We start from the raw sequence: 20,303 nt of genomic DNA on the forward strand, positions 1-20,303 counted from the left end.
AAAAAGAGGGATTCCATGAACGGATTCCCTCTTTATGCTTTTTCAATTAACTAATCGAATTAAAAATACCTTATCAACAAAGCATTTTTAATCTGGTGTTATCGTGTATTAGTAAGGCATTGGTAAAATTTGCTTACCGTATACTTCAACTAATAAAGTACCAATAGAAATGTATAATGCAGTAGCACCACAAATCACCCCTTCAATTCCTGCTATAGTATGAATCAGATGGCTACCTGTGAAGTTGGCAATAGCTAACAAGGCAAATAACACTACAACTGTTCCAAATAAAAACACCATAGTTTTAGTCATTTTAAATGTTGCTACCCACAATCCGACAGTATAAATACCCCAAACTGTTAAATAATATCCCATTGCTGTAGCTGATGGTGATTCACCCAGTCCCATCTTAGGGAAAATCCAGATAAACACCAATGAAATCCAAAATGCACCATATGAGCTAAAAGCCATCATACCAAACATGTTGTTTTTCTTCCATTCCATCATACCTACAAGGATTTGAATTAAACCACCCATCATGATTCCCATACCCATAATCATGGTATCCAAACCAAATAAGCCTGCATTGTGAAGGTTTAATAACATTGTAGTCAATCCGAATCCTGCTAGTCCAAGTGGAGCCGGATTAGTCGTTACGTCTTTTGCGATGAAAACGTTTTGTTCCATTTTTTTCTTCTGGTTTAAGAATAATAATTGAGTTCATCGCCCCATATGACAATGCACTCCTGTTAAAAACGGCGCAAAAATAGATAAATAGTGGCATTTAAATACTATCCGGTTTCATGATTGACGAATTATTTCCTTAAAAGATGTTAAGGAGCAATAATCAAAAGTTTAAAAGTGGAGGAGTGGAGTAGTTGAACTGATAAACTGATAAACTGATAAACTGATAAACTGATAAACTGATAAACTGATAAACTGATAAACTGATAAACTGATAAACTGATAAACTTATAAACTGATAAACTTATAAACTTATAAACTTATAAAAATACAAACATCATATAACTAAAAAGCCCGGAAACGATTGTCCCCGAGCTTTTCTCTTGCATTTATGATAACCTTAAATTAGGTCGATACTACGCTTAACAAACTTGGTTAAGGCCTCTCCTTTCAACATATTGTTTGAAAGCAGAGCTAAGTCTATTAATTGCGAAACCAACTTGTTTGAAGAAGCGAATGATGATAACTCATCATCTTTCTTTCCATTCAGTTCAGTTAGTTTTTTATTAATGTCTTCCATTTCATCCTTGTCTGCCTGAGGAATCTCTTCGTCCTTCTTGCCTTCCTTAGCTTTTTCCAACTCTGAACGTTTACCTTCCAGGCCTTCAATCTTATGGCGTAAAGAAGACACTTTCTCACCAACTTCTTTCTCTTCTTCTTCGATGATGCGGTTTACCAATGGGTGATTTCCATTCACAACCAGGTTGTAACTGTCAGGCATTTCACCATAGAAGTTCATACCACCACCGCCTAATTGGCTCATTTCTTTCATACGACGCATAAATTCCTGCTGCGTAATCATCACGGGTGTATCTGTTTCTTCCAGGGCTTCAAAGGTCACAATGAAGTTGGTTTTATCTACATTAGGTACCTGTAAACTGAAAATAGTTGTCAAATCCTGTTTTTGTGCTTCAGTTAATTTCAACTGCGCAGTGTCTTCTTTAGGGATCAACTTCTCAACAATATCACTGTCTACTCGTACAAAACGCGACTTTTCAAATTTGCTTTCCAGGTGGTTTACAAAGTGACTGTCTAACTGACCGTCTAATACTACCACATCATAGCCCTTGTTTTTAGCAGCTTCAATAAAGCTGAATTGCGCTTCAAGGTCGGTAGCATACAAGTAAACCAACTGACCATCTTTATCAGTCTGATTGTCTTTGATAATTCCGGCATATTCATCAAAGGTGAAGAATTTGCCATCAGTATTCTTTAATAAGGTGAATTTCTTGGCACGATCATAGAACTTCTCTTCTGTTAACATACCATATTCGATGAAAATCTTCAAATCGTCCCACTTAGCCTCAAAGCCTTCACGGTCTTTCTTAAAGATTTCTTCCAGACGGTCAGCAACCTTTTTAGTAATGTGGCTCGAAATTTTCTTTACATTACCATCACTTTGCAGGTAAGAACGTGATACGTTCAAAGGAATATCAGGTGAATCAATAACACCGTGTAATAATGTCAGGAATTCAGGCACAATACCTTCAACCGAATCGGTAACATATACCTGGTTGCAATACAACTGAATCTTATTTTTCTGAACCTCAACATTGTTCTTCAATTTTGGGAAATAAAGAACACCTGTCAGGTTAAAAGGATAATCCACATTCAAATGAATGTTGAATAATGGCTCATCAGACATTGGATACAATCCACGGTAAAATTGGTTGTAATCCTCATCTTTCAACTCAGAAGGGGTACGGGTCCAAAGTGGCTTTGTTTCATTGACTACATTGTCTTTGTCCGTCACCTCTTCCTTACCGTCCTTCCACTCTGTTTGCTTGCCAAACACGACTTCAACCGGCAGAAAACGACAATATTTCTTCAATAAGCCATCAATCTCTGCTTTTGTAGCATACTGCTTATTGTCTTCATCAATATAAAGAACAATGTCTGTTCCTCTATCTTCTTTTTCTACCTCTTCAAGCGTATATTCGGGGCTGCCATCACAACTCCATTTGACAGCCTGCGCACCGTCACGGAAAGATTTGGTAATAATTTCCACTTTTTCAGACACCATAAATGATGAGTAGAAACCTAAACCAAAGTGACCAATAATAGCATTGGCATCTTTCTTATATTTTTCAAGAAACTCGTTGGCCCCTGAGAACGCAACCTGGTTGATGTATTTATCAATTTCCTCGGCTGTCATACCAACACCACGGTCTGATATGGTTATGGTCTTTTTGTCTTCATCAAGGATTACACGAACGGGCGATTCGCCCATCTCACCTTTAAACTCACCTACTGAGGCTAAAGTTTTTAGCTTTTGAGTGGCATCAACCGCGTTAGACACCAATTCGCGTAAGAAGATTTCGTGATCTGAATAAAGATACTTTTTGATGATTGGGAAAATGTTCTCTGTGGTAACCCCAATATGTCCTTTTTGCATCGTTACTGAATATTTATGTTTTTAACTATCAATTTAACGGCACAAAGTTATCAAAGGCTGTGCCATTCGTCAATGACTGTCAATGCGACAGAGAGACGTGTCATGAAGTTGAAATTTTGGCAGATGTTGTAGTCGAATAGAATACTTAGCTGCAAGCATTAATTCAACAGAAACATTAATGAAACTATTGAGATAAGCACCCAAAGCAAGAAACCCATGACAAAGCTTTTTATACCTGCTTTCTTCAAATCTCTTACGGTCACCTCGGAACCTATTAAGAACAATGCTAATACCATTCCTCTCGAACCTGCAAAACTTGACCATTCATATAGGCTTTCAAGCTGTGGCATAAAGTGAGTAATAACAATGGCTAGCAAAAACAGACCTATGAACCAGGGGATCTTGATTCCAGACTTCTCTTTTCCTGAAAAAACAAGTGCCAAAACAAATGTTACCGGTACGATCCACAAGGCCCTGACTAACTTTACAGTAGTTGCTATCTTTAAGGCTTCGTCACCATACGCTGCTCCTGCACCAACGACCGAACTGGTATCGTGAATCGCAATAGCAGCCCAATACCCAAATACCTCCTGCGACATATGAAAATAATGCCCAATAATTGGGAATAATAATAATCCAACAGCATTCAACACAAAAACAACGGTGAGTGCAAATGATAATTGATGACTTTTAGGGTGTACGACTGGAGCAGCAGCTGCAATTGCGCTTCCTCCGCAAATAGCAGTACCGCAGCTAATCAGTAAAGCTGTCTTTTTTTCAAGTCTGAAAACCCGGCCCAATAACCCTCCTGTAACAAAAACAAATACCAGGGAAGCAGCTGTGATCACGAAGCTTTTGGAAGAAACCTCTATTACCTGTGACAGGCTCATACCAAACCCCATCAGTACGATCGAAGCTTTTAAGAATAGTGATGTATATCGGATGAGCCTCTCATCCTTGAATCCAAAGGCCGAAACAATTATTCCTGTCAACAATGCCAGTGCTGCAGAAACAAAAGGCAGCAAAGTGCAAAGTGCTATTAAAGCAAATATGATTCTTTTCTTGTCCATGATGCCACTTTTTACCACGTTTATGGATGTAAAAGTAGAATCAACAGATAACTATATCAAATCACATATTTTGATTAGCTATAACTATATGTTATAATGAAGCAGGAAGTCCGTGAATAACTGACCAGCATCACTGACGTGTCCCTGCCTGAATGCCAGGCGTAAATCCCTGTTCATTTCAAGATTCTTTATCGAAAGCTTAATTAAGTCTTTTTGCTGTAATTCTTTTTTAACTGCTTTATCGGACAACAAGGCAACATTGTCACTGTTTTTCACAAAGCCCTTAATAGCCTCGGTACTTCCAAGGTGGATGGTTGCATTAAGATGTTCTGTATCTATTCCTTTTCCCTTTAGAATCCGGTTAATATGATCGAGTGTTCCCGATCCTTTCTCTCTCAATACCAGCGGCCATTCAGCAATATCTGATAGTGTATAAGATTGTCGCTTGTTAAAACGACTATTGGCACCAGCCACAGCTATAATTGCATCACTAAAGAATGTCAGATAATTAATGTTTGCCTGGGAAGAGGGATTTTCAACCAGGGCTATATCAATTTCCTTTTCCAGTAATTTTTGTTCCATTTCAAATGAGTTACCATTGATCATGTATAACTCTATCTGCGGATAACGCTTGTGAAAACCCGCTATTACATCAGGTATAATATATTGTGAAATGGTTGAACTGGCTCCAATACGCAACTCTCCTTTAAATACATCACCCATACTTCCCAGTTCAAATTCGAGTTCACGATATGCTTGCCGAATTGCCAGCAGTTTTGAATATGCCAGTTTACCCGCTTCGGTCAATAGTATTCTATTGCCTTTTCGCTCAAATAAATCAACCTTGTATTTATTTTCAAGCTCTTTAATATGCTTGGTCACGGCTGGCTGACTAATAAACAATTCTTCTGCAGCCTTTGAAAAACTCAGGTTCTCAGCTACAGCCAAAAAAACAGTATCGCGGTAATCCATGGTTTAAAAATACGAATTACACGATTAATGCTAATGCAAATCATCTGATTAATCGGGGTAATGAATCTGATATCCCATTTAAAGAATAAGAATTCAGGCAGTATAAATAGATTTACTGATATGTAAAACGTTGGAATCCAATATGTGTTTGATTGAGCAAATCAAACAGTTCAAGAGAACCTCAACAATGAACCCTGGATATGTTTCAACGAAACAGAAAATAACCGAACATTATTAATTGCATCGCACCTTGAACTAATTACTATAAAACAAGAACTATTGATTAATTTGCTGCAATAAATCTTCAATGGTCCGCAAGGCATGTTTGCTGCCATCTGTTTGATGAAGCACATATGCTCTATTGGCATTTTCGTCAATCTCAATTAATGGGTAATTCCCCTCATCATTTGTTGTTTGATAGCCTTTCCGGTTTAAGGCATGACTGAGCCATTTGTATTCTATACCTTTACCTACAACCCTTATGGTTTTCAACTGCTCCTGCTCCACTTTAAAGGCTCCTCGCTCATTATCAAACAAGATTCCCTCTTTTTCAAAGAAACGCCTGAAACCATCGGCAAGAACCAAATCTTCGGGGATACCTGCTTCCAGATCACGACCTTGAGCTATTAACCAGATTTTATCTGCCAATTGTAAAGCCAGATCCAAATCGTGTGTAGACAGCAGAATGCCTTTATTCTTCGTCTTAGCCAGTTTTTTAAGCAATTGAACGATCTCAATCTTGCTAGGCAGATCAAGAAAAGCAGTTGGTTCATCTAAAATAATTAGCGGCGTATCCTGAACCAGTGCCTTAGCGATCATAGCTTTTTGGCGTTCTCCGTCACTCATGCACACCAATTGACGGTTGGCAAAGCCATGAAGACCCACATCATTAATGGCCTGCAATACCATTTGTCTGTCCTGACGGCTTATTGTTCCAAAAAAATCGGTATAAGGGGTGCGCCCCAAAGCTACCAGGTCAAACACAGTCATATTGGTCATCTGAAGTCGTTCGGTTAAAACAACACTCACAACCTTTGCTAGCTGGTTACGCTTATAGTCATGCAATTCCTTTCCCTTAACTTTAACAACACCATTGATTTTAGGAATAAATCCGCTCAGGGTTTTGATCAAAGTTGATTTACCTGCTCCGTTTGGTCCCAGTAAGCAGGCAAACTCTCCTTGTTGCAGTTGCACATTGATGTTTTTGTGCAACACAATTTCCTTTGCCGTATTTCGATTATACCCAACCGTTAAATCCTCCGATTGCAATAAGATGGCTTTATCCATTAAAATTGAGTTTACGGCGTTTAATAATAACTGATATAACAATAGGTGCACCAATCAAACCTGTCACTACATTAATAGGCAATGCTCCTTCAAAGCCAGGCATTCGGGCAATTAAATTACAAAAGAGGGCTAATACAGAACCCGCTAATATAACAGCAGGTAATAAGACCTTTTGATTACTGGTACGAAACAATCCTTTGGTTAAGTGCGGTACAGCAAGTCCCAAAAATGCAATTGGTCCGCAAAAAGCTGTAATAGCTGCAGTCAACAAGCCGGTACACAGCAATATAGCCAAACGGGTATTTTTTATATTAATACCAAGATTCTCAGCATAGTTTTCGCCCAATATCAAAACATTCAGGGGCTTTATTAGCAACAAACTAAAAATCAAACCAATCACAACAACCGGAATCAATATGATCAAATGTTCCCAGGTGACATTCGAAAAACTGCCTAATCCCCATATGACATAAGCATGTACATCTTCTTTGGGACTATAAAATTTCATCACTCCAATTATGGCTGATGCGGCGTAACCAACCATAATACCAACTATCAGTAATATGGTGTTATCGCGTAATGCCCGGGCAAAAAATACGATCAGCAATAATATAAAGAAGGCTCCTACAAACGCAGCCCCAACAACTGTCATATGTCCGATCAAACCATAACCACTAATACTGATCCCCAAAACATTTCCTGCAAATAACAAAACAAGGGCAACTCCCAATCCTGCGCCACTGCTAATACCAAGAATAGATGGTCCTGCCAATGGGTTCCTGAATAATGTCTGCATTTGTAAACCACCAACTGCCAAACCCGCACCGGCCAGTACTGCGGTAATAGTTTGAGGTAATCGTGATTTTAAAATGATTGAATGATAAGCATTGCGTGAAGCCTCTTCCCCCATCAATACCTTGATCAAGTCATCGAATGGAATGGCAACTGAACCAACTCCAATATTAAGCATAAAAAGAGCAATAATAAGGCTTAGCAGTAATACAAAACCCATTATCCATTTATAGCGATGCTCCTCCATTATTCTTTTGTTAGTTTATGAAAATAACGCGGTTTATAGCCATCCAATACTTCGGGATAAATGGCATGCACCAAATCGCTTAATACAATATGTGGTTGCAATAAACCTTTTTCGAAATACAGTGAATTAGATGCATTGGTAACAACCATATTTCTGTTTTTATAGGCATCAAAGTCAGTATAACGATCATCAATTTTAGCAAGCTCCGAATAAGTCAGCTCACCAGGGTAATTAATGATTAACACCCAGCAATCTGTATGTTCTGCTTTATCAATAATGGTTTCATAATCCAGTGATAAAGATCCGGTACCTTTTGTTTCTTTATAGATATAATCCGTTCCGGCATCATTAAAGAAGTTGGCCATATAGCTTTCTCCGGCAGGTGAGTACCAGATTCCCTGGTAAATGTGCCCGGTAAAGACCGTATGTTTAGCATCTATATTCTCAACCTTCTTTTTAACTTCCAGGTAAGCAGTTTCTATTTCTTCAAATATCTGCTTTGACATTTCACCCCTGCCAAGAAGCTCACCCATAAAAACAATCCATTCAGCACGTCCAAGAGGTGTATGTTCTAAATAATCCGCATTAGTCAACACTGGAATACCTGCACTTGTTACTGCTGCAAAATGATTGTCTTTAAATGGTGAAACCATCATAAAATCCGGTTCCAGATCAACCATTACTTCCACATCGGGCGCAACAGCCATACCAACATTTTTTATACTACCATTGCTTATGCCTTCCTGAATATAATCATCGGAGATGTATTGCGGCTCAGCAACGCCTTTAATGCCTGACTTCACATTCAGCTTATCGGCATAATTTACCATTGTTGAAGATAGCGCTATCCACTGTTTGGCGGGATAGCCTATTACATAGTCATTGGTTTTCTGAAGTTCACTTTTCAATGACTCTTCATAAAACAAAGCAATGGATTCGTTTTTAGTACTATCGCCCCATGGATCATTCAATACAATTTGTCGATAATCTTTATAATAGCGTATTTCAAAACCTTTCGCGTATTTAGGTTGAAAAACACTATCAGGCTCATTCCCTGTTGTGTCAGGTGAGTTTCCTTTCTGTTTAGTCTGGCAGGCGCCCAGAATCAGCAATAATGCAAATACAATAGTTGAAAATCTAATCATCTCTTTATCTCCCGAAAGCTTATGAATCAATGTGGTTATTCAAACAGGTTTTCCGGCTCTCTTTCATTGCTTTACCTTCCCATTACATGCGCAACAGTGGTTAAAAAAACAATGCTCCTCTTCAGGCACAGATTACGGCTGCGGGAACAGCTCAGGCATTTCACCTGATTCCCTTTTTAAATAACGATGCAAAAATAGTTTATTTATTGGAATTAATTCTTCAAAAAACATCACGTAGCTGCATTCTCAAAGCAATATTCCTTATTATAACGCCTCATTTGCTCCAGAAAGCTTTCTAAATAACTAACTTCAACGTTTATGATATTTCCTTCGTCATCGGTTTTAAGCTCCAGTTTCGGATTTATAAATCCTGAGTAAGGAGCCACGTTCAATTGGCTATAACGTTCTTTGACCTCCCGATGAATAAGCGGGTCCACTTTTACACCGTATCGCTCAACCAATTCTTTGGCTGCAGAATAATCACCCTGTGACTTAATGCGTTGCACCTCCTTGAGCAGCTGGCCGAATAATTGGCGCAATAGCTTATGATCATTAATGACAAAATAGCTTTTACCATTCTTTGTCATTTTTTCAATAACATTTCTCTCCGCACCATGTTGCATCACCCATTTGCCAACCAGTTGACGGTTGCGCATGTGGGTTTGCTCAACATTAGCTCCAATGCCAATACGTGCCATCTGAACCATTAAACCATTTCTGATATAAGAATTATATTGCGCCTTAGCTACGTCCATATGAGGCACAAGGTTCAGTTCCAGCATTTTTTCATCGGCCATAAAATACAAGCCAAACAAATCTGCGCGTGCCTCTTCTATTACAGAGCCATATGCCTTTAGTGCATCCGAACGAACCCCAGGCTCCAACTTACCTGAACCATGTCCGACACATTCATGTAAATGCGTATGCAGATTATCGGCAATGGCGCCATATTTTTTATGCAAAGCCAGTTCCTCCTCATCATAGGCAAACTCTTCAATTACGCCGGAGCTGAGGGATGCCATTTCGTATGAGTGGCTGATATTTTGAAGTGACACCGATTTGGAACCATGCAATTCCCTAATCCATTCTGCATTGGGTAAGTTAATGCCCAAGGGAGAAGCAGGGTAACAATCGCCACCAAGCATAATGGCATTAATAACCTTCATTGAAACACCTTGCACCTCTGTTTTCTTGTGACTATCGGCAACAGGTGAGTGATTCTCAAACCATTGCGCATTTTCACTAATTACAGATGCTTTCTTGGTTTCTTCCGTATCGATAATGTTCACCAAACTCTCCCATGTGGCCTTAAATCCTAACGGGTCTCCATATACTTCAATAAAACCATTGATAAAATCAACTTCTCCCCCTTGCTCTTTTAACCATTCAATACTGTATTGGTCAAACAATTTCAGGTCGCCGGTTTGATAGAACTGATACAGCAGATCAATGACTTCTTTTTGCTTATCGTTTTCAGCAACTTCAGATGCTTTTATTAACCAATGACAAATTCGCTGTATTGTTTCGGAGTACTTACCACCTACTTTCCAGGTTTCTTCCATTATCTGGTCATCCAACTTTAGCAATCGCGAGTTCAACCCATACGACACGGGCTTTTCATCAGCTCTATCTATTTGCTCTTTATAGAAATTCTCAGCCTCATTCTGCGTCAGGTCTTTATAAAAGTTGTTAGCCGAATGTATGACCAGATCCTGATCTTCATCCTGGCACACCCGCTTTGACATATAGAATTCATCAAACAGTAATTCTGCCAGTTGAGCCAATACCTCTTCTCCGCTCTTTTCCCCGACTTGATTTAATTCCTGTTGGTTAAGCCTTTGAATCCATCTATTTAATTGATCTTCATCAAATTCAGGTTTTAATTTTTCGGTACTGTAATGATGGTGAATACCATTGGAAAACAAAATGCGCTTGTAGAGAACTTCAAATTCTGTAAATCCCTTCTCATCTGATTTAATATGACCATACAGAAGATCCATACATCGTCTGAGCCATAGGTTTTTTTCATTATTCTGATCCCAAATAATATCCCTGCCACACAAGGCGGCTTCTGCTAAATAATAGATATATAACTTCTTTTGGAGTGTCAACTCATCGAAGTTGGGAATATGATATCGTAAGATTCGAAGGTCGGCAAATTGCTCAACCTGGTATTCAAAATTAGGCATTAGCTATTAGTAAATAGGTAGTAATAGTTTATTCATTATTTCAATCCATAGCGAGCAAGCCGCTATTGTCTTGGATTTCTAAGGTCAATATCCTTTTTTAACTCCCACACCCCTTTGGTAAATTTAAAGGCGTTGTATGAAAAGTCGGGGCCGTAATATTGGTAAACGCCCCTGAACATTGGTTCCTGTGGCGCAAGGTTATCATATACAATCAATTTTTCCCGTGCATCATATCTTAACATCATAGTAGCTTTAGCCGAATAGTTAAATACGACACGGTTACGCGTGAATCGATCTACTTTAAATATGGGCATTCCAAATCTCAATCGATCATTTTGAACATATAACACATCAATGACACGTGTTTTGATAAACTCGTCATGGCCTTTGTAGCCTAATAGTGTATAGTAGGTCTTATTACCACTCGCGGTTTGAATTAAATCCAGATATATGGCTCCATACCATTTCTTGTCAGAAAGGGTTGATCGTTCGGGTGATTTGATTTTTGAGCTCGTATCATTTAAAGGTATAACTTTTACCGAACTACCCTTTAAAATAACAGCTCCGTAAAACACCTGGTTAAACCCTTGTTTCTGGATATTATAAGTACATATTTTAACTTTCTTATCATCTGAGATAAGCGTTTTCATACGTTTAAGCTGACTAAAAGGCTCATCAAAAAGCTCTTTATTTGTCCATAAACGATACAATCGCTGCTGTAACTTTGTATTAAATGCATCCTTTTCTTCATCGCCTGAGATGGTCTGCAGATCTTCAAACATACACTTTGTTACCAGATCTCTTGCATCAATAATCACGCGTTTGCCCAAAGAAACTGTTAAAGCATACAACTCATTTTCCGAACTTTTTAAATGGTGCGTAAATGTGATTGAATGGTTACTTTCATTAAGGTTAAACTCTTCTGAAAACCCATATGCCTTTTCTTCGTACCTTACCAGCCACTCCAACTGATAAAGTCCGTTATAAGTTGCAGAGCCGAATATTACTACCGACAAGATATCATCATCTGACTTAACAATGTGGAGCTGATCAGTATAGGTGCGAATTTCATCAATGTCTTTACCCGATTGCCAGATACTTTTTAATTCCTTGTTCAGATCCAGTAACTCAAATCTCTTTTTATTGGGGTCAGTTGTTGAATCCAGTTTATTAAGTCGTTCAGCCCACTTTTGATGTGTTTGCCCATTTACCATCAGAGAGCAAACAATGAAAAGTTGAAGAATTATCAATTTTGTTTTTATCATTCCATAGGTATTACACGCCAAATTTAAGAATAATTGCACACAAGCGGCTATAAAAAAAGGTAGTCTGTTGACTACCTTAGTGCTGTATTGTTGAAATATGATCAATCCCAGTTAAGTAATACTTTCCCGCAGTTACCCTCTTCCATTACATCAAATCCTTTTTGGAAGTCATTGATATGATATTGATGTGTAATAATCGGAGATAAGTCTAATCCTGACATTAACATTTGCTCCATATGGTACCATGTTTCGTACATTTCACGACCATAAATACCTTTTAATGTAAGGCCTTTAAAGATAATACGATTCCAGTCTACCTGGGTTGATGACGGTAAAATTCCCAACATTGAGATTTTCCCCGAATTGTACATGTGTTCAACCAATTGATTAAAAGCAGCCGGGGCACCCGAGCATTCAAGACCTATATCGAAACCGATCATACCTAAGTCATCCATTACATCACGCAGGTTTTCTGTTATCGGATTAACAACGCGTGTTGCTCCCATTTTGCGAGCCAACTCAGCTCTGAACTCATTGGTTTCGGTAGCAACCACATAGCGTGCTCCGGCAAATTTAGCCACTGCTACAGCCATGCTGCCAATTAAACCGGAACCGGTAATCAATACATCCTCACCTATCAATGGGAATGATAAGGCTGTATGCGTGGCGTTACCAAAGGGATCCATAATTGCCAAAACCTCATCAGGAATTGACGCATTGATCTTCATCACATTTGAAGACGGCACCTTAACATATTCGGCAAATGAGCCATCGATATTTACTCCGATACCTACTGTTTTTTCACAAATATGCTGTCGTCCGCGTCGACAGTTACGACAATGTCCACAAGCAATATGACCTTCACCTGTTACACGATCTCCTTCTTTAAACTCTTTAACTTCGCTACCAACACGGGCCACATGACCAACATATTCATGACCGATAGTCATGCCCACAGGAATGGTATTCTGAGCCCATTCATCCCATTTATAAATATGAAGATCTGTACCACAGATAGCAGATTTTGAAACTTTGATTAACACATCATTAGGTCCAATTTCAGGAATCTTAACCTCTTCCAACCAAATACCCTTTTCGGCCTTTGATTTTACTAGTGCTTTCATCATTGTCATAGTGTCGTATTTTTAGCGTGTAATTATTTTCCTATCTGATATAATTCTAAATAACAAAAGTGCAAAAGGTATTTGATATGTGCCTATGATTATTGTCAGCTTTAAAATAAATAAAGGCTGGCAAAAAAGCCAGCCTTTAAGAAACGTTTGATCAGGTTAAGTTATTTAGCCCACCATAATTCTGTGGCTTGTACATCTGCACCCTGACGGTCGATTGCTTCCTGTAAATTATCAGCATTCGTTGTATACGGACTTGAACCATATCTCATTCGCTGAGGATACTTACCATTCAAATCACCCATACCATAAATATCTGAATCGTCGACACCTGCGGCTAATTCGGCTGGATAACCAGTATCACGAACAATAGCCCATGCCTCAAATCCTTCAGTGTAGTTAATTAACCAACGCTGAATGGCGATCATTTCTTCATCGTTAGTGCCAGACAAGTTGGCAGCCGGTGAATCAGCAAGGAATGTGGCAATATCGGCAGGATCAACTTCCCACAATAACATGGCCTGTTCCAAACCTTTGCGATAAAAATCATTGGCATCACCAGTAGCCAGTCCTTTAACAATGGCTTCAGCTCTCATAAAATATGCATCGGCTGATGACACAACAATCTCAGGTGCGATTGGTAAAGACTCATTCTTGGCCTGTACAATATAATCTGCTGGCATACTGTAAAACTCGCGACGATTATAGTCATACATTTCACCATTCAAACGAGGTGGCTGACCAATGTAATAGGTATCTTCATCCATTGTTACCACGGTCTCACCATTTTCATTTAACGTAATGGCATAAACAGCGCCTGCTTCATCAAGATTTGCTAAAATAAAATCTCTGCGTTTAGCGTACAATGCATCATCATCCGATTCTGGCTGAGGGATTGTAATTTCTCCACCAGGCGCTGGTTTGGCATATTTACTTAATCGCGGATCGGCATTGTCCTGTAAGTGGTTTATTACATACTTACTAACTGTCCATTTAGAACCATAACCACCGAAGTTATGCCAAACATCACCATATGCTGCACTATTCCATTGACTGATAACATCATCCTTAGGTAATAATGCATTATCTTCAAAACCTTCCAAAAATGTTCCACCCATAGACTCGGTGATAGCAGGTACAGAAAAGTTATCACCTTCAGCACCATTAGCTCTAAGTGCCAATCGTAATTTTAAGGTGTTTGCCAATGCTTTCCACTTTTGCAGATCACCATCAAAGAATAAGTCATTATCACCCAAATCCTCGTTACCATCACCTGTGGAGGTGGCAGTACCTATCGTTTCGATTGCAGTAGTTAAATCTGTTATCATACCCCAGTAAATATCTTTCTGGGTATCAAACTTTGGCAATAGCACATCCAGGCTTCCTGTTTCACTATAAGGTATTTCTCCAAACACATCAGTAAAATACATGAAATAAAGGCTTCGCATGACCAATCCAACAGAATAAGCCAAAGGATTCTCACGGTCCCCTCCTTCTCCTGTAATCTGAAGATATGTTACCAAAGTACCTGTATAACCTTCAAAATAATCCCAGGTTGCATTGGTATATCCACCACTATAACTATAACCTAAACCATCACTCCACCATGATCCGTTGAAACCAAAACAGAATTGCCCCGCATATCTGTCTGCATGAATCAAATGACCACGCCAATACGGATAACGATCTGGTGCGATCAATTTTACCTGGGCCTTTGTAATAAAATATTTGGCCTCAATATTATCACCTGTAATTGCGGTTGGATCCTGATTGAATTCCTCAAATTTATCGGTACAAGCCCCCATCAATCCAAGCAATAGTGCAACTATTAATAATTTATATATTTTCATAATTATATTCTTTAAAATTAGAACTTAAGGTTAACATTAAATCCAATGCTTCGTGCCGATGGTAACGGGTTATAAAGAATACCTTGTGAGTAGTTACCTGTACTATAACTCATCTCAGGGTCAAAATTCGGTGAATCCTTGTAAAGGAAGAATAAATTACGAGCTATGACGCCAAAAGACGCACCTTTTATAAATGTATCACCGATTAAACTTTGAGGTACCCTGTAGGTCAAAGACAATTCACGAAGACGAACATTAGTCTGACTGTATACATAAGGAGCACCTAAACCAGACACTGCACCCCAATATTGTTCAGCAGTAATAGATGTTTCATTAGGCACATAAATAGGATCACCATTTCCATCAGTTCCATCCAAAACAACTGCGTCTAACACCACATCACCATCTCTGTATTTTAAAGAACGATCTGAAACACCGCTTCCATCAAGAGTTGCATCTGTACCTGAGTAGAATTCACCACCAAAACGGGCATCTATCAGGAATCTGAAGGTAAATGATCGGTAATCAATAGTATTTGTTAAACCAGCTAATGCATCAGGCTGGTAATTACCCAGTAGCTTTGCTTCGCTATCAGTTGGGACACCATCAGAGTTAACAATCATGGTTCCATCCTCTGTTCTGGCATAATCTGTACCCCAGATTTCTCCAAATCCGCCACCTACAGAACCCTGTACAAAAATGTTTCCGCTATTGGTCTGACCAAATGCAAATGTCTCAGTACCTTCAATTAGTGAATTCAGTTTATTATCATTTTGCGAGTAATTCAATGAAATATCCCATGTCAAATTAGATGTTTTGATTGGTGTACCTCCAATTAATATTTCAAAACCAGTATTTTGAATTTCACCCACATTATCAATTACCTTGGAATAACCTGTTGCTTTTGCAACGGGTACAGGGAAAATCAAATCTGTTGATTTAATATCATAAACGGAAAAGTCTGTATAAATACGATTTTTCAGTAAGCGCAATTCAGCACCCAATTCTACTGAAGTGATTGTTTCCGGTTGAAGTTCATTATTATTCTTGGTTTCACTCCTACTCATTGTAGTTCGCCCCAAATATGAATCTGTTGAAGGATCAATATTATAAATATCTACTAACCTGAATGGTTGTGTATCATTACCAACTTGAGCCCAGCTAAGCCTTACTTTGGCGAAATCCAATAAGCCACCACCTAAATCAAGTGCTTCATGTAATAACACAGAGGTACTTACTGATGGATAGAAGAATGACCAATTATCTTTTGGTAAAGATGATGACCAGTCATTACGTCCTGTAACATCCACATACAACCATCTGTCAAACGATAACGATGCCGTTGCATATAATGAATTAACAGTTCTCTTTTTCAGAGGTGCGTAACCTGTAAATATCTGTTCTGCTATATCTACAGGAGGTCCGTCTGGAATCCGGTAGTCTTCACCATTTATTCTGAAGTATGCTTCTCCTCTATACATATGGTTTCCACCAAATGAGGCACTAATGTTAATTCGATCACTAATATCCTTATTAAGCATGAATAAGAAGTCGGCGTTTGTTTCAGTTGTTTTAAACTGACGGAAGTTAAATCGTCCTGTTGGATAATACCAATGACCATATGCCTCTTCCGTTTCAATATTATGATTTGTAAAGTCAGTACCAATTCTTATAAAGGCAGATAACCATGAATTGAAATCATACTGCATTTTAACAAAACCATTGAACCTGTTCTTCCAGTCTTCTTTCCTGTTTTCATATAATGCGAAATAGGCATTTGAGCCAAGGGTATTATATGAATTAGCATTACCATCCGCACCAATCTGGTTGGCTTTTAAATCATCAATAATAAGGTTACGTGGTATAGAATATACATTACCCATTACACCTTCTGTTCCTAAAGTAGGCCTGTTTTTACCATACTGATAGAAATAAGTTGCCTTGGCGTCAAGGGTTAATTTATCAGCCATCTTGGCAAAACCACGCAGGTTAAAATTATGACGTGTTAAATCAGAATTAGGCAGCATTGACTGCGCATCAGTATTGGTATATGAAAAACGTACATTTGCATCTTCATTACCAGCATCTAAAGCAACAGACGTGATTACTGTCGTTCCTGTTTCCAAAAAGTCCTTAACATTATCAGGTTGTGAACTGTAAGGTTTGTTTTCACCTGTCCAGTATAGTTTACTTGAGCCATCTAATGGCGCACCCCATGAATCACTTGCTTGTTTCAAATCTTCAAGATTATCAGGTACAAAACCTTGTTTACCCTGACCATATTGGTTTTGGTATTCGGGCAATAACATTGGGCTGTCAAATGTTAAACTTGAAGAAACGGTAACGCCAAGCCCTTTGGTTGTAGAACCTTTTTTGGTAGTAATAAGGATTACCCCGTTTGCTGCACGTGAACCATATAAGGCAGCAGCGTTAGGACCTTTAAGAACGGTCATCGATTCAATGTCATCAGGGTTAAGGTCTGAAATACCATTACCATAATCTGTTTTTGAATAGGCTCCTGTATCTTCAGCCGAAGATGATCCCTGTGCACTGTTATCCATTGGCACACCATCAACAACATACAATGGTTGGTTATTTCCGGTGATCGAATTGTTACCTCGAATGGTAACTTTTGAACTACTACCAGGACCAAAGGCTCCCTGTGTAATATTTACACCAGCCACTTTACCTGCAAGTGAATTCATCACGTTGACATCTTTAACAGTCGATATTTCTTCTGCTCCGACTTCCGTTACTGTGTAACCTAATGCTTTCTTTTCCCGTGTTAAACCAAGTGCAGTTACAACCACTTCATCCATACCAATTACATCCGGATTAAGGGCCACGTCAATAGTTGCACTATTGGCTGTTACTTCTTTTGATTCCATTCCAACAAAAGAAAAAACAAGAACTGAACCTTGTGGAACTGTAATATTATATGTACCACTAATATCAGTTATTGTACCATTTGTGGTTCCTTTTTGAACAACAGAAACACCCGGTACCGGTTGTCCATCTTCAGTACTTGTTACTACTCCCGTAACATTAAAATCCTGAGCGTAAAGAAACGCTCCGAAAATGAGTGTTGGTATCAGCAACAAACACCTTTTAAACCAACTTACATTTTTTTTCATACGTGTGATTTTTTAGGTTATTAATTATAGAGTATGTTATCATTTGTTAATTCCGATTAGTTTAGTTGTAATCAACATTAGTACAACACCTCCGTATCAAACTGTATTAGTTCCGCTTAGAAACATTGAAATGTAAGCAGTTATTTAAGGATATTCAAGTCATTTTTACACATATTTACATTTAAGAACATATTTAATCACTTCAAAACATATATACACCTACTTGTATGATAAAAAAAAGAGCCCTGCCTAAGCAGAGCTCCCTTCAATTAATTGCACTTATATAATAGTTTGGTTTTAGAGACTATTTTATAGTATGTTTTACTAGTTATTTGCCCACCATACTTTATTCATCATGTCCTTGTTTTCTTCCGGCACATTATCATTGATTGCCACTTCACTTTCAGGAACACGCATACGCTGAGGTAATTTAAAATTAGTACTTCCCTGTGCATATTTTTCAATCGTACGTGTTTCTGTGCTACCATCAGGGTTGACCCATGTTCCGGTAATGGTTCTGTCTTTATCAAGGTACACATACTCAGGATGTCCTGTTCTGCGCACCACTGCAAACGCCTGGTGTGGTACCGTATAAGCAGATACCCATCGTTCTGTTGCAATTATTGCTTCTTTGCCTTCCATATCAGCACCATTGAATTTAGCTACAACATCGTCTGCAAAGCTGCCCACATCGGCTCCCCAGCGTTCACAGCTTGCTTCCAGTCCGGCTTTTAACAATTCAGCATCAGACTGACCATATGTTACCAACCCTCTGTTTACTGCTTCTGCAAGTGCTAAACAAACTTCTGCATAGTCCAGACTAACAGGGCTCCATGTTCCGCCATCATACCATATCGATGGGTGCATCCATGAATAATTGTGAACATAGCCTTCTACTTCATCATTTTGGATATTTGTGATAACACCTTCTTTCAAAAAGAACTCGGCACGGGCAGGACGCCCCTTATGTTCAGCATTTACATCACCCATTGGTCGCATAAAGTACTTTTCCATACGAGGGTCATAAATACCTGAAACAGCATTAATATCTTCTGAAGCAGAACCACCTTCTTTTACTTCTGATGCATAAAGTGCACTTCCTTTCATTACTTCAACAATTTCACGGGCAGGAATAAATGCACCAGGACCAGGTCCCCAGGTCATACTATAACCATCCCATGCATATGAACCATGTGGCATGGACCCAGGCCATGTCTTGAAGAAACCATAGTATTGATTATGCAGATCTGTAGAAGATTTTGTACGCTCAACCATCACATTATCATCATTACCTTCAAGCAACGGATACTGTACTATATTAGCTAATATCGTTTTAGCGCCCTCAGCATCAACATTTGAACGACGCAATGCCATGCGTAAACGCAATGAGTTGGCAAATTTTCTCCACTTACTGATATCGCCTTTGTAAACAAGGTCATAATCAGACATTGTACCAATTGTAACGTCATCAGCTAAATTCTCTTCCACTACCATCTTCAACTTGGCTTCGATATCGTCATATATGGCTTTTTGAGCGTCGAACTTCGGAGTAGGAATATCAATATTACCATGTTCTGAGTAAGGAATATCTCCGAACAAATCAGAGATCTTAAGGAACTGAAAAGAGCGTAACACATGGCAAATACCTGTAAACTCTTTTGCGAAATCTTCCTCAGGGTTTTCCTCGTAATATTTCAAAAGTACATTCGTATTGGCAAACAAGGCCCCGCCATAACCATTGGCATACGATGATGAATTATACGAATCCCATGCTGCAGCAGTCCATCCTTCACTGTAATCATATGAACTACCTGGTCCCCACCAACAACCTGTGTAACCACCATCTACATGTCCTGCAAAACGTTCGGCATGCAATACAACGCCACGCCAAAATTCAAATCTATCTTCATGAAAGGCCTTACGCATTGAGCTCGCCAATACAGCTTCTGTTGCAGGATTATCAGCAGAAGGTGAGTTTGGGTTTGTGTTCATTTCATCAAAGTCATCAGTACAACTGAAACTCGTCAAAGCAACCAAACCAACTAAAATATATTTATTAAATATCTTCATCTGTTCAAATTTA

At 38.8% G+C, this 20,303-nt stretch carries 13 protein-coding genes and 1 riboswitch; all 13 genes read right to left on the bottom strand.

The annotated features are described in order from the left end of the window. Nucleotides 1-108: 108 nt before the first annotated feature. Nucleotides 109-687 carry an acetate uptake transporter gene (locus tag ACRD69_RS09670; protein WP_430814872.1) on the bottom strand — a complete coding sequence of 193 codons (579 nt, stop codon included), beginning with the start codon at nt 685-687 and terminating at the stop codon, nt 109-111. A gap of 397 nt (nt 688-1,084) precedes the next feature. Beyond that, nucleotides 1,085-3,139 (bottom strand): molecular chaperone HtpG, encoded by a 2,055-nt coding sequence (gene htpG, locus ACRD69_RS09675; RefSeq protein ID WP_430814873.1) that lies wholly within the window; start codon nt 3,137-3,139, stop codon nt 1,085-1,087. Nucleotides 3,140-3,297: 158 nt separating this feature from the next. Continuing rightward, nucleotides 3,298-4,209 (bottom strand): YeiH family protein, encoded by a 912-nt coding sequence (locus tag ACRD69_RS09680; protein WP_430814874.1) that lies wholly within the window; start codon nt 4,207-4,209, stop codon nt 3,298-3,300. Nucleotides 4,210-4,293: 84 nt separating this feature from the next. After that, complete coding sequence (locus ACRD69_RS09685) at nt 4,294-5,181, bottom strand: LysR substrate-binding domain-containing protein (protein ID WP_430814875.1); 888 nt, start codon at nt 5,179-5,181, stop codon at nt 4,294-4,296. A gap of 276 nt (nt 5,182-5,457) precedes the next feature. Then, complete coding sequence (locus ACRD69_RS09690; protein ID WP_430814876.1) at nt 5,458-6,468, bottom strand: ABC transporter ATP-binding protein; 1,011 nt, start codon at nt 6,466-6,468, stop codon at nt 5,458-5,460. Continuing rightward, nucleotides 6,461-7,507 (bottom strand): iron chelate uptake ABC transporter family permease subunit, encoded by a 1,047-nt coding sequence (locus ACRD69_RS09695; RefSeq protein ID WP_430814877.1) that lies wholly within the window; start codon nt 7,505-7,507, stop codon nt 6,461-6,463. The genes ACRD69_RS09690 and ACRD69_RS09695 overlap by 8 nt, the downstream gene beginning before the upstream one ends. Continuing rightward, a complete protein-coding gene (locus ACRD69_RS09700) occupies nt 7,507-8,652 on the bottom strand; it encodes an ABC transporter substrate-binding protein (protein ID WP_430814878.1) in 1,146 nt (381 codons plus the stop codon). The genes ACRD69_RS09695 and ACRD69_RS09700 overlap by 1 nt, the downstream gene beginning before the upstream one ends. A gap of 25 nt (nt 8,653-8,677) precedes the next feature. Then, nucleotides 8,678-8,878: riboswitch (cobalamin riboswitch) on the bottom strand. 4 nt (nt 8,879-8,882) lie between these two features. Next, complete coding sequence (locus tag ACRD69_RS09705) at nt 8,883-10,841, bottom strand: dipeptidyl-peptidase 3 family protein (RefSeq protein ID WP_430814879.1); 1,959 nt, start codon at nt 10,839-10,841, stop codon at nt 8,883-8,885. Between the two features lie 62 nt (nt 10,842-10,903). Then, nucleotides 10,904-12,106, bottom strand: a complete 1,203-nt coding sequence (locus ACRD69_RS09710; protein WP_430814880.1) for a hypothetical protein — start codon at nt 12,104-12,106, stop codon at nt 10,904-10,906. A 101-nt stretch (nt 12,107-12,207) separates the two neighbouring features. Then, the gene (gene tdh / locus ACRD69_RS09715) at nt 12,208-13,239 is read right to left on the bottom strand and encodes an L-threonine 3-dehydrogenase (protein ID WP_430814881.1); all 1,032 of its coding nucleotides are present in this window, start codon (nt 13,237-13,239) and stop codon (nt 12,208-12,210) included. A 161-nt stretch (nt 13,240-13,400) separates the two neighbouring features. Next, nucleotides 13,401-15,086, bottom strand: a complete 1,686-nt coding sequence (locus tag ACRD69_RS09720; RefSeq protein WP_430814882.1) for a SusD/RagB family nutrient-binding outer membrane lipoprotein — start codon at nt 15,084-15,086, stop codon at nt 13,401-13,403. A gap of 17 nt (nt 15,087-15,103) precedes the next feature. Beyond that, nucleotides 15,104-18,220 carry a SusC/RagA family TonB-linked outer membrane protein gene (locus ACRD69_RS09725; RefSeq protein ID WP_430814883.1) on the bottom strand — a complete coding sequence of 1,039 codons (3,117 nt, stop codon included), beginning with the start codon at nt 18,218-18,220 and terminating at the stop codon, nt 15,104-15,106. A gap of 324 nt (nt 18,221-18,544) precedes the next feature. After that, on the bottom strand, nt 18,545-20,290 hold the full coding sequence (locus ACRD69_RS09730) for a SusD/RagB family nutrient-binding outer membrane lipoprotein (protein ID WP_430814884.1): 1,746 nt from the start codon (nt 20,288-20,290) through the stop codon (nt 18,545-18,547). Nucleotides 20,291-20,303: the final 13 nt, after the last annotated feature.

It is taken from the genome of Carboxylicivirga agarovorans (genome assembly GCF_050589845.1).
GTDB lineage: Bacteria > Bacteroidota > Bacteroidia > Bacteroidales > Marinilabiliaceae > Carboxylicivirga > Carboxylicivirga agarovorans.

What these genes read in the sequence shown, in the direction of transcription:
- ACRD69_RS09720 (WP_430814882.1), bottom strand. Translation starts at nt 15,086, where the DNA reads ATGAAAATATATAAATTATTAATAGTTGCACTATTGCTTGGATTGATG.
- ACRD69_RS09730 (WP_430814884.1), bottom strand. Translation starts at nt 20,290, where the DNA reads ATGAAGATATTTAATAAATATATTTTAGTTGGTTTGGTTGCTTTGACG.
- ACRD69_RS09725 (WP_430814883.1), bottom strand. Translation starts at nt 18,220, where the DNA reads ATGAAAAAAAATGTAAGTTGGTTTAAAAGGTGTTTGTTGCTGATACCA.
- ACRD69_RS09695 (WP_430814877.1), bottom strand. Translation starts at nt 7,507, where the DNA reads ATGGAGGAGCATCGCTATAAATGGATAATGGGTTTTGTATTACTGCTA.
- ACRD69_RS09680 (WP_430814874.1), bottom strand. Translation starts at nt 4,209, where the DNA reads ATGGACAAGAAAAGAATCATATTTGCTTTAATAGCACTTTGCACTTTG.
- ACRD69_RS09690 (WP_430814876.1), bottom strand. Translation starts at nt 6,468, where the DNA reads ATGGATAAAGCCATCTTATTGCAATCGGAGGATTTAACGGTTGGGTAT.
- ACRD69_RS09705 (WP_430814879.1), bottom strand. Translation starts at nt 10,841, where the DNA reads ATGCCTAATTTTGAATACCAGGTTGAGCAATTTGCCGACCTTCGAATC.
- ACRD69_RS09710 (WP_430814880.1), bottom strand. Translation starts at nt 12,106, where the DNA reads ATGATAAAAACAAAATTGATAATTCTTCAACTTTTCATTGTTTGCTCT.
- tdh (WP_430814881.1), bottom strand. Translation starts at nt 13,239, where the DNA reads ATGACAATGATGAAAGCACTAGTAAAATCAAAGGCCGAAAAGGGTATT.
- ACRD69_RS09670 (WP_430814872.1), bottom strand. Translation starts at nt 687, where the DNA reads ATGGAACAAAACGTTTTCATCGCAAAAGACGTAACGACTAATCCGGCT.
- htpG (WP_430814873.1), bottom strand. Translation starts at nt 3,139, where the DNA reads ATGCAAAAAGGACATATTGGGGTTACCACAGAGAACATTTTCCCAATC.
- ACRD69_RS09685 (WP_430814875.1), bottom strand. Translation starts at nt 5,181, where the DNA reads ATGGATTACCGCGATACTGTTTTTTTGGCTGTAGCTGAGAACCTGAGT.
- ACRD69_RS09700 (WP_430814878.1), bottom strand. Translation starts at nt 8,652, where the DNA reads ATGATTAGATTTTCAACTATTGTATTTGCATTATTGCTGATTCTGGGC.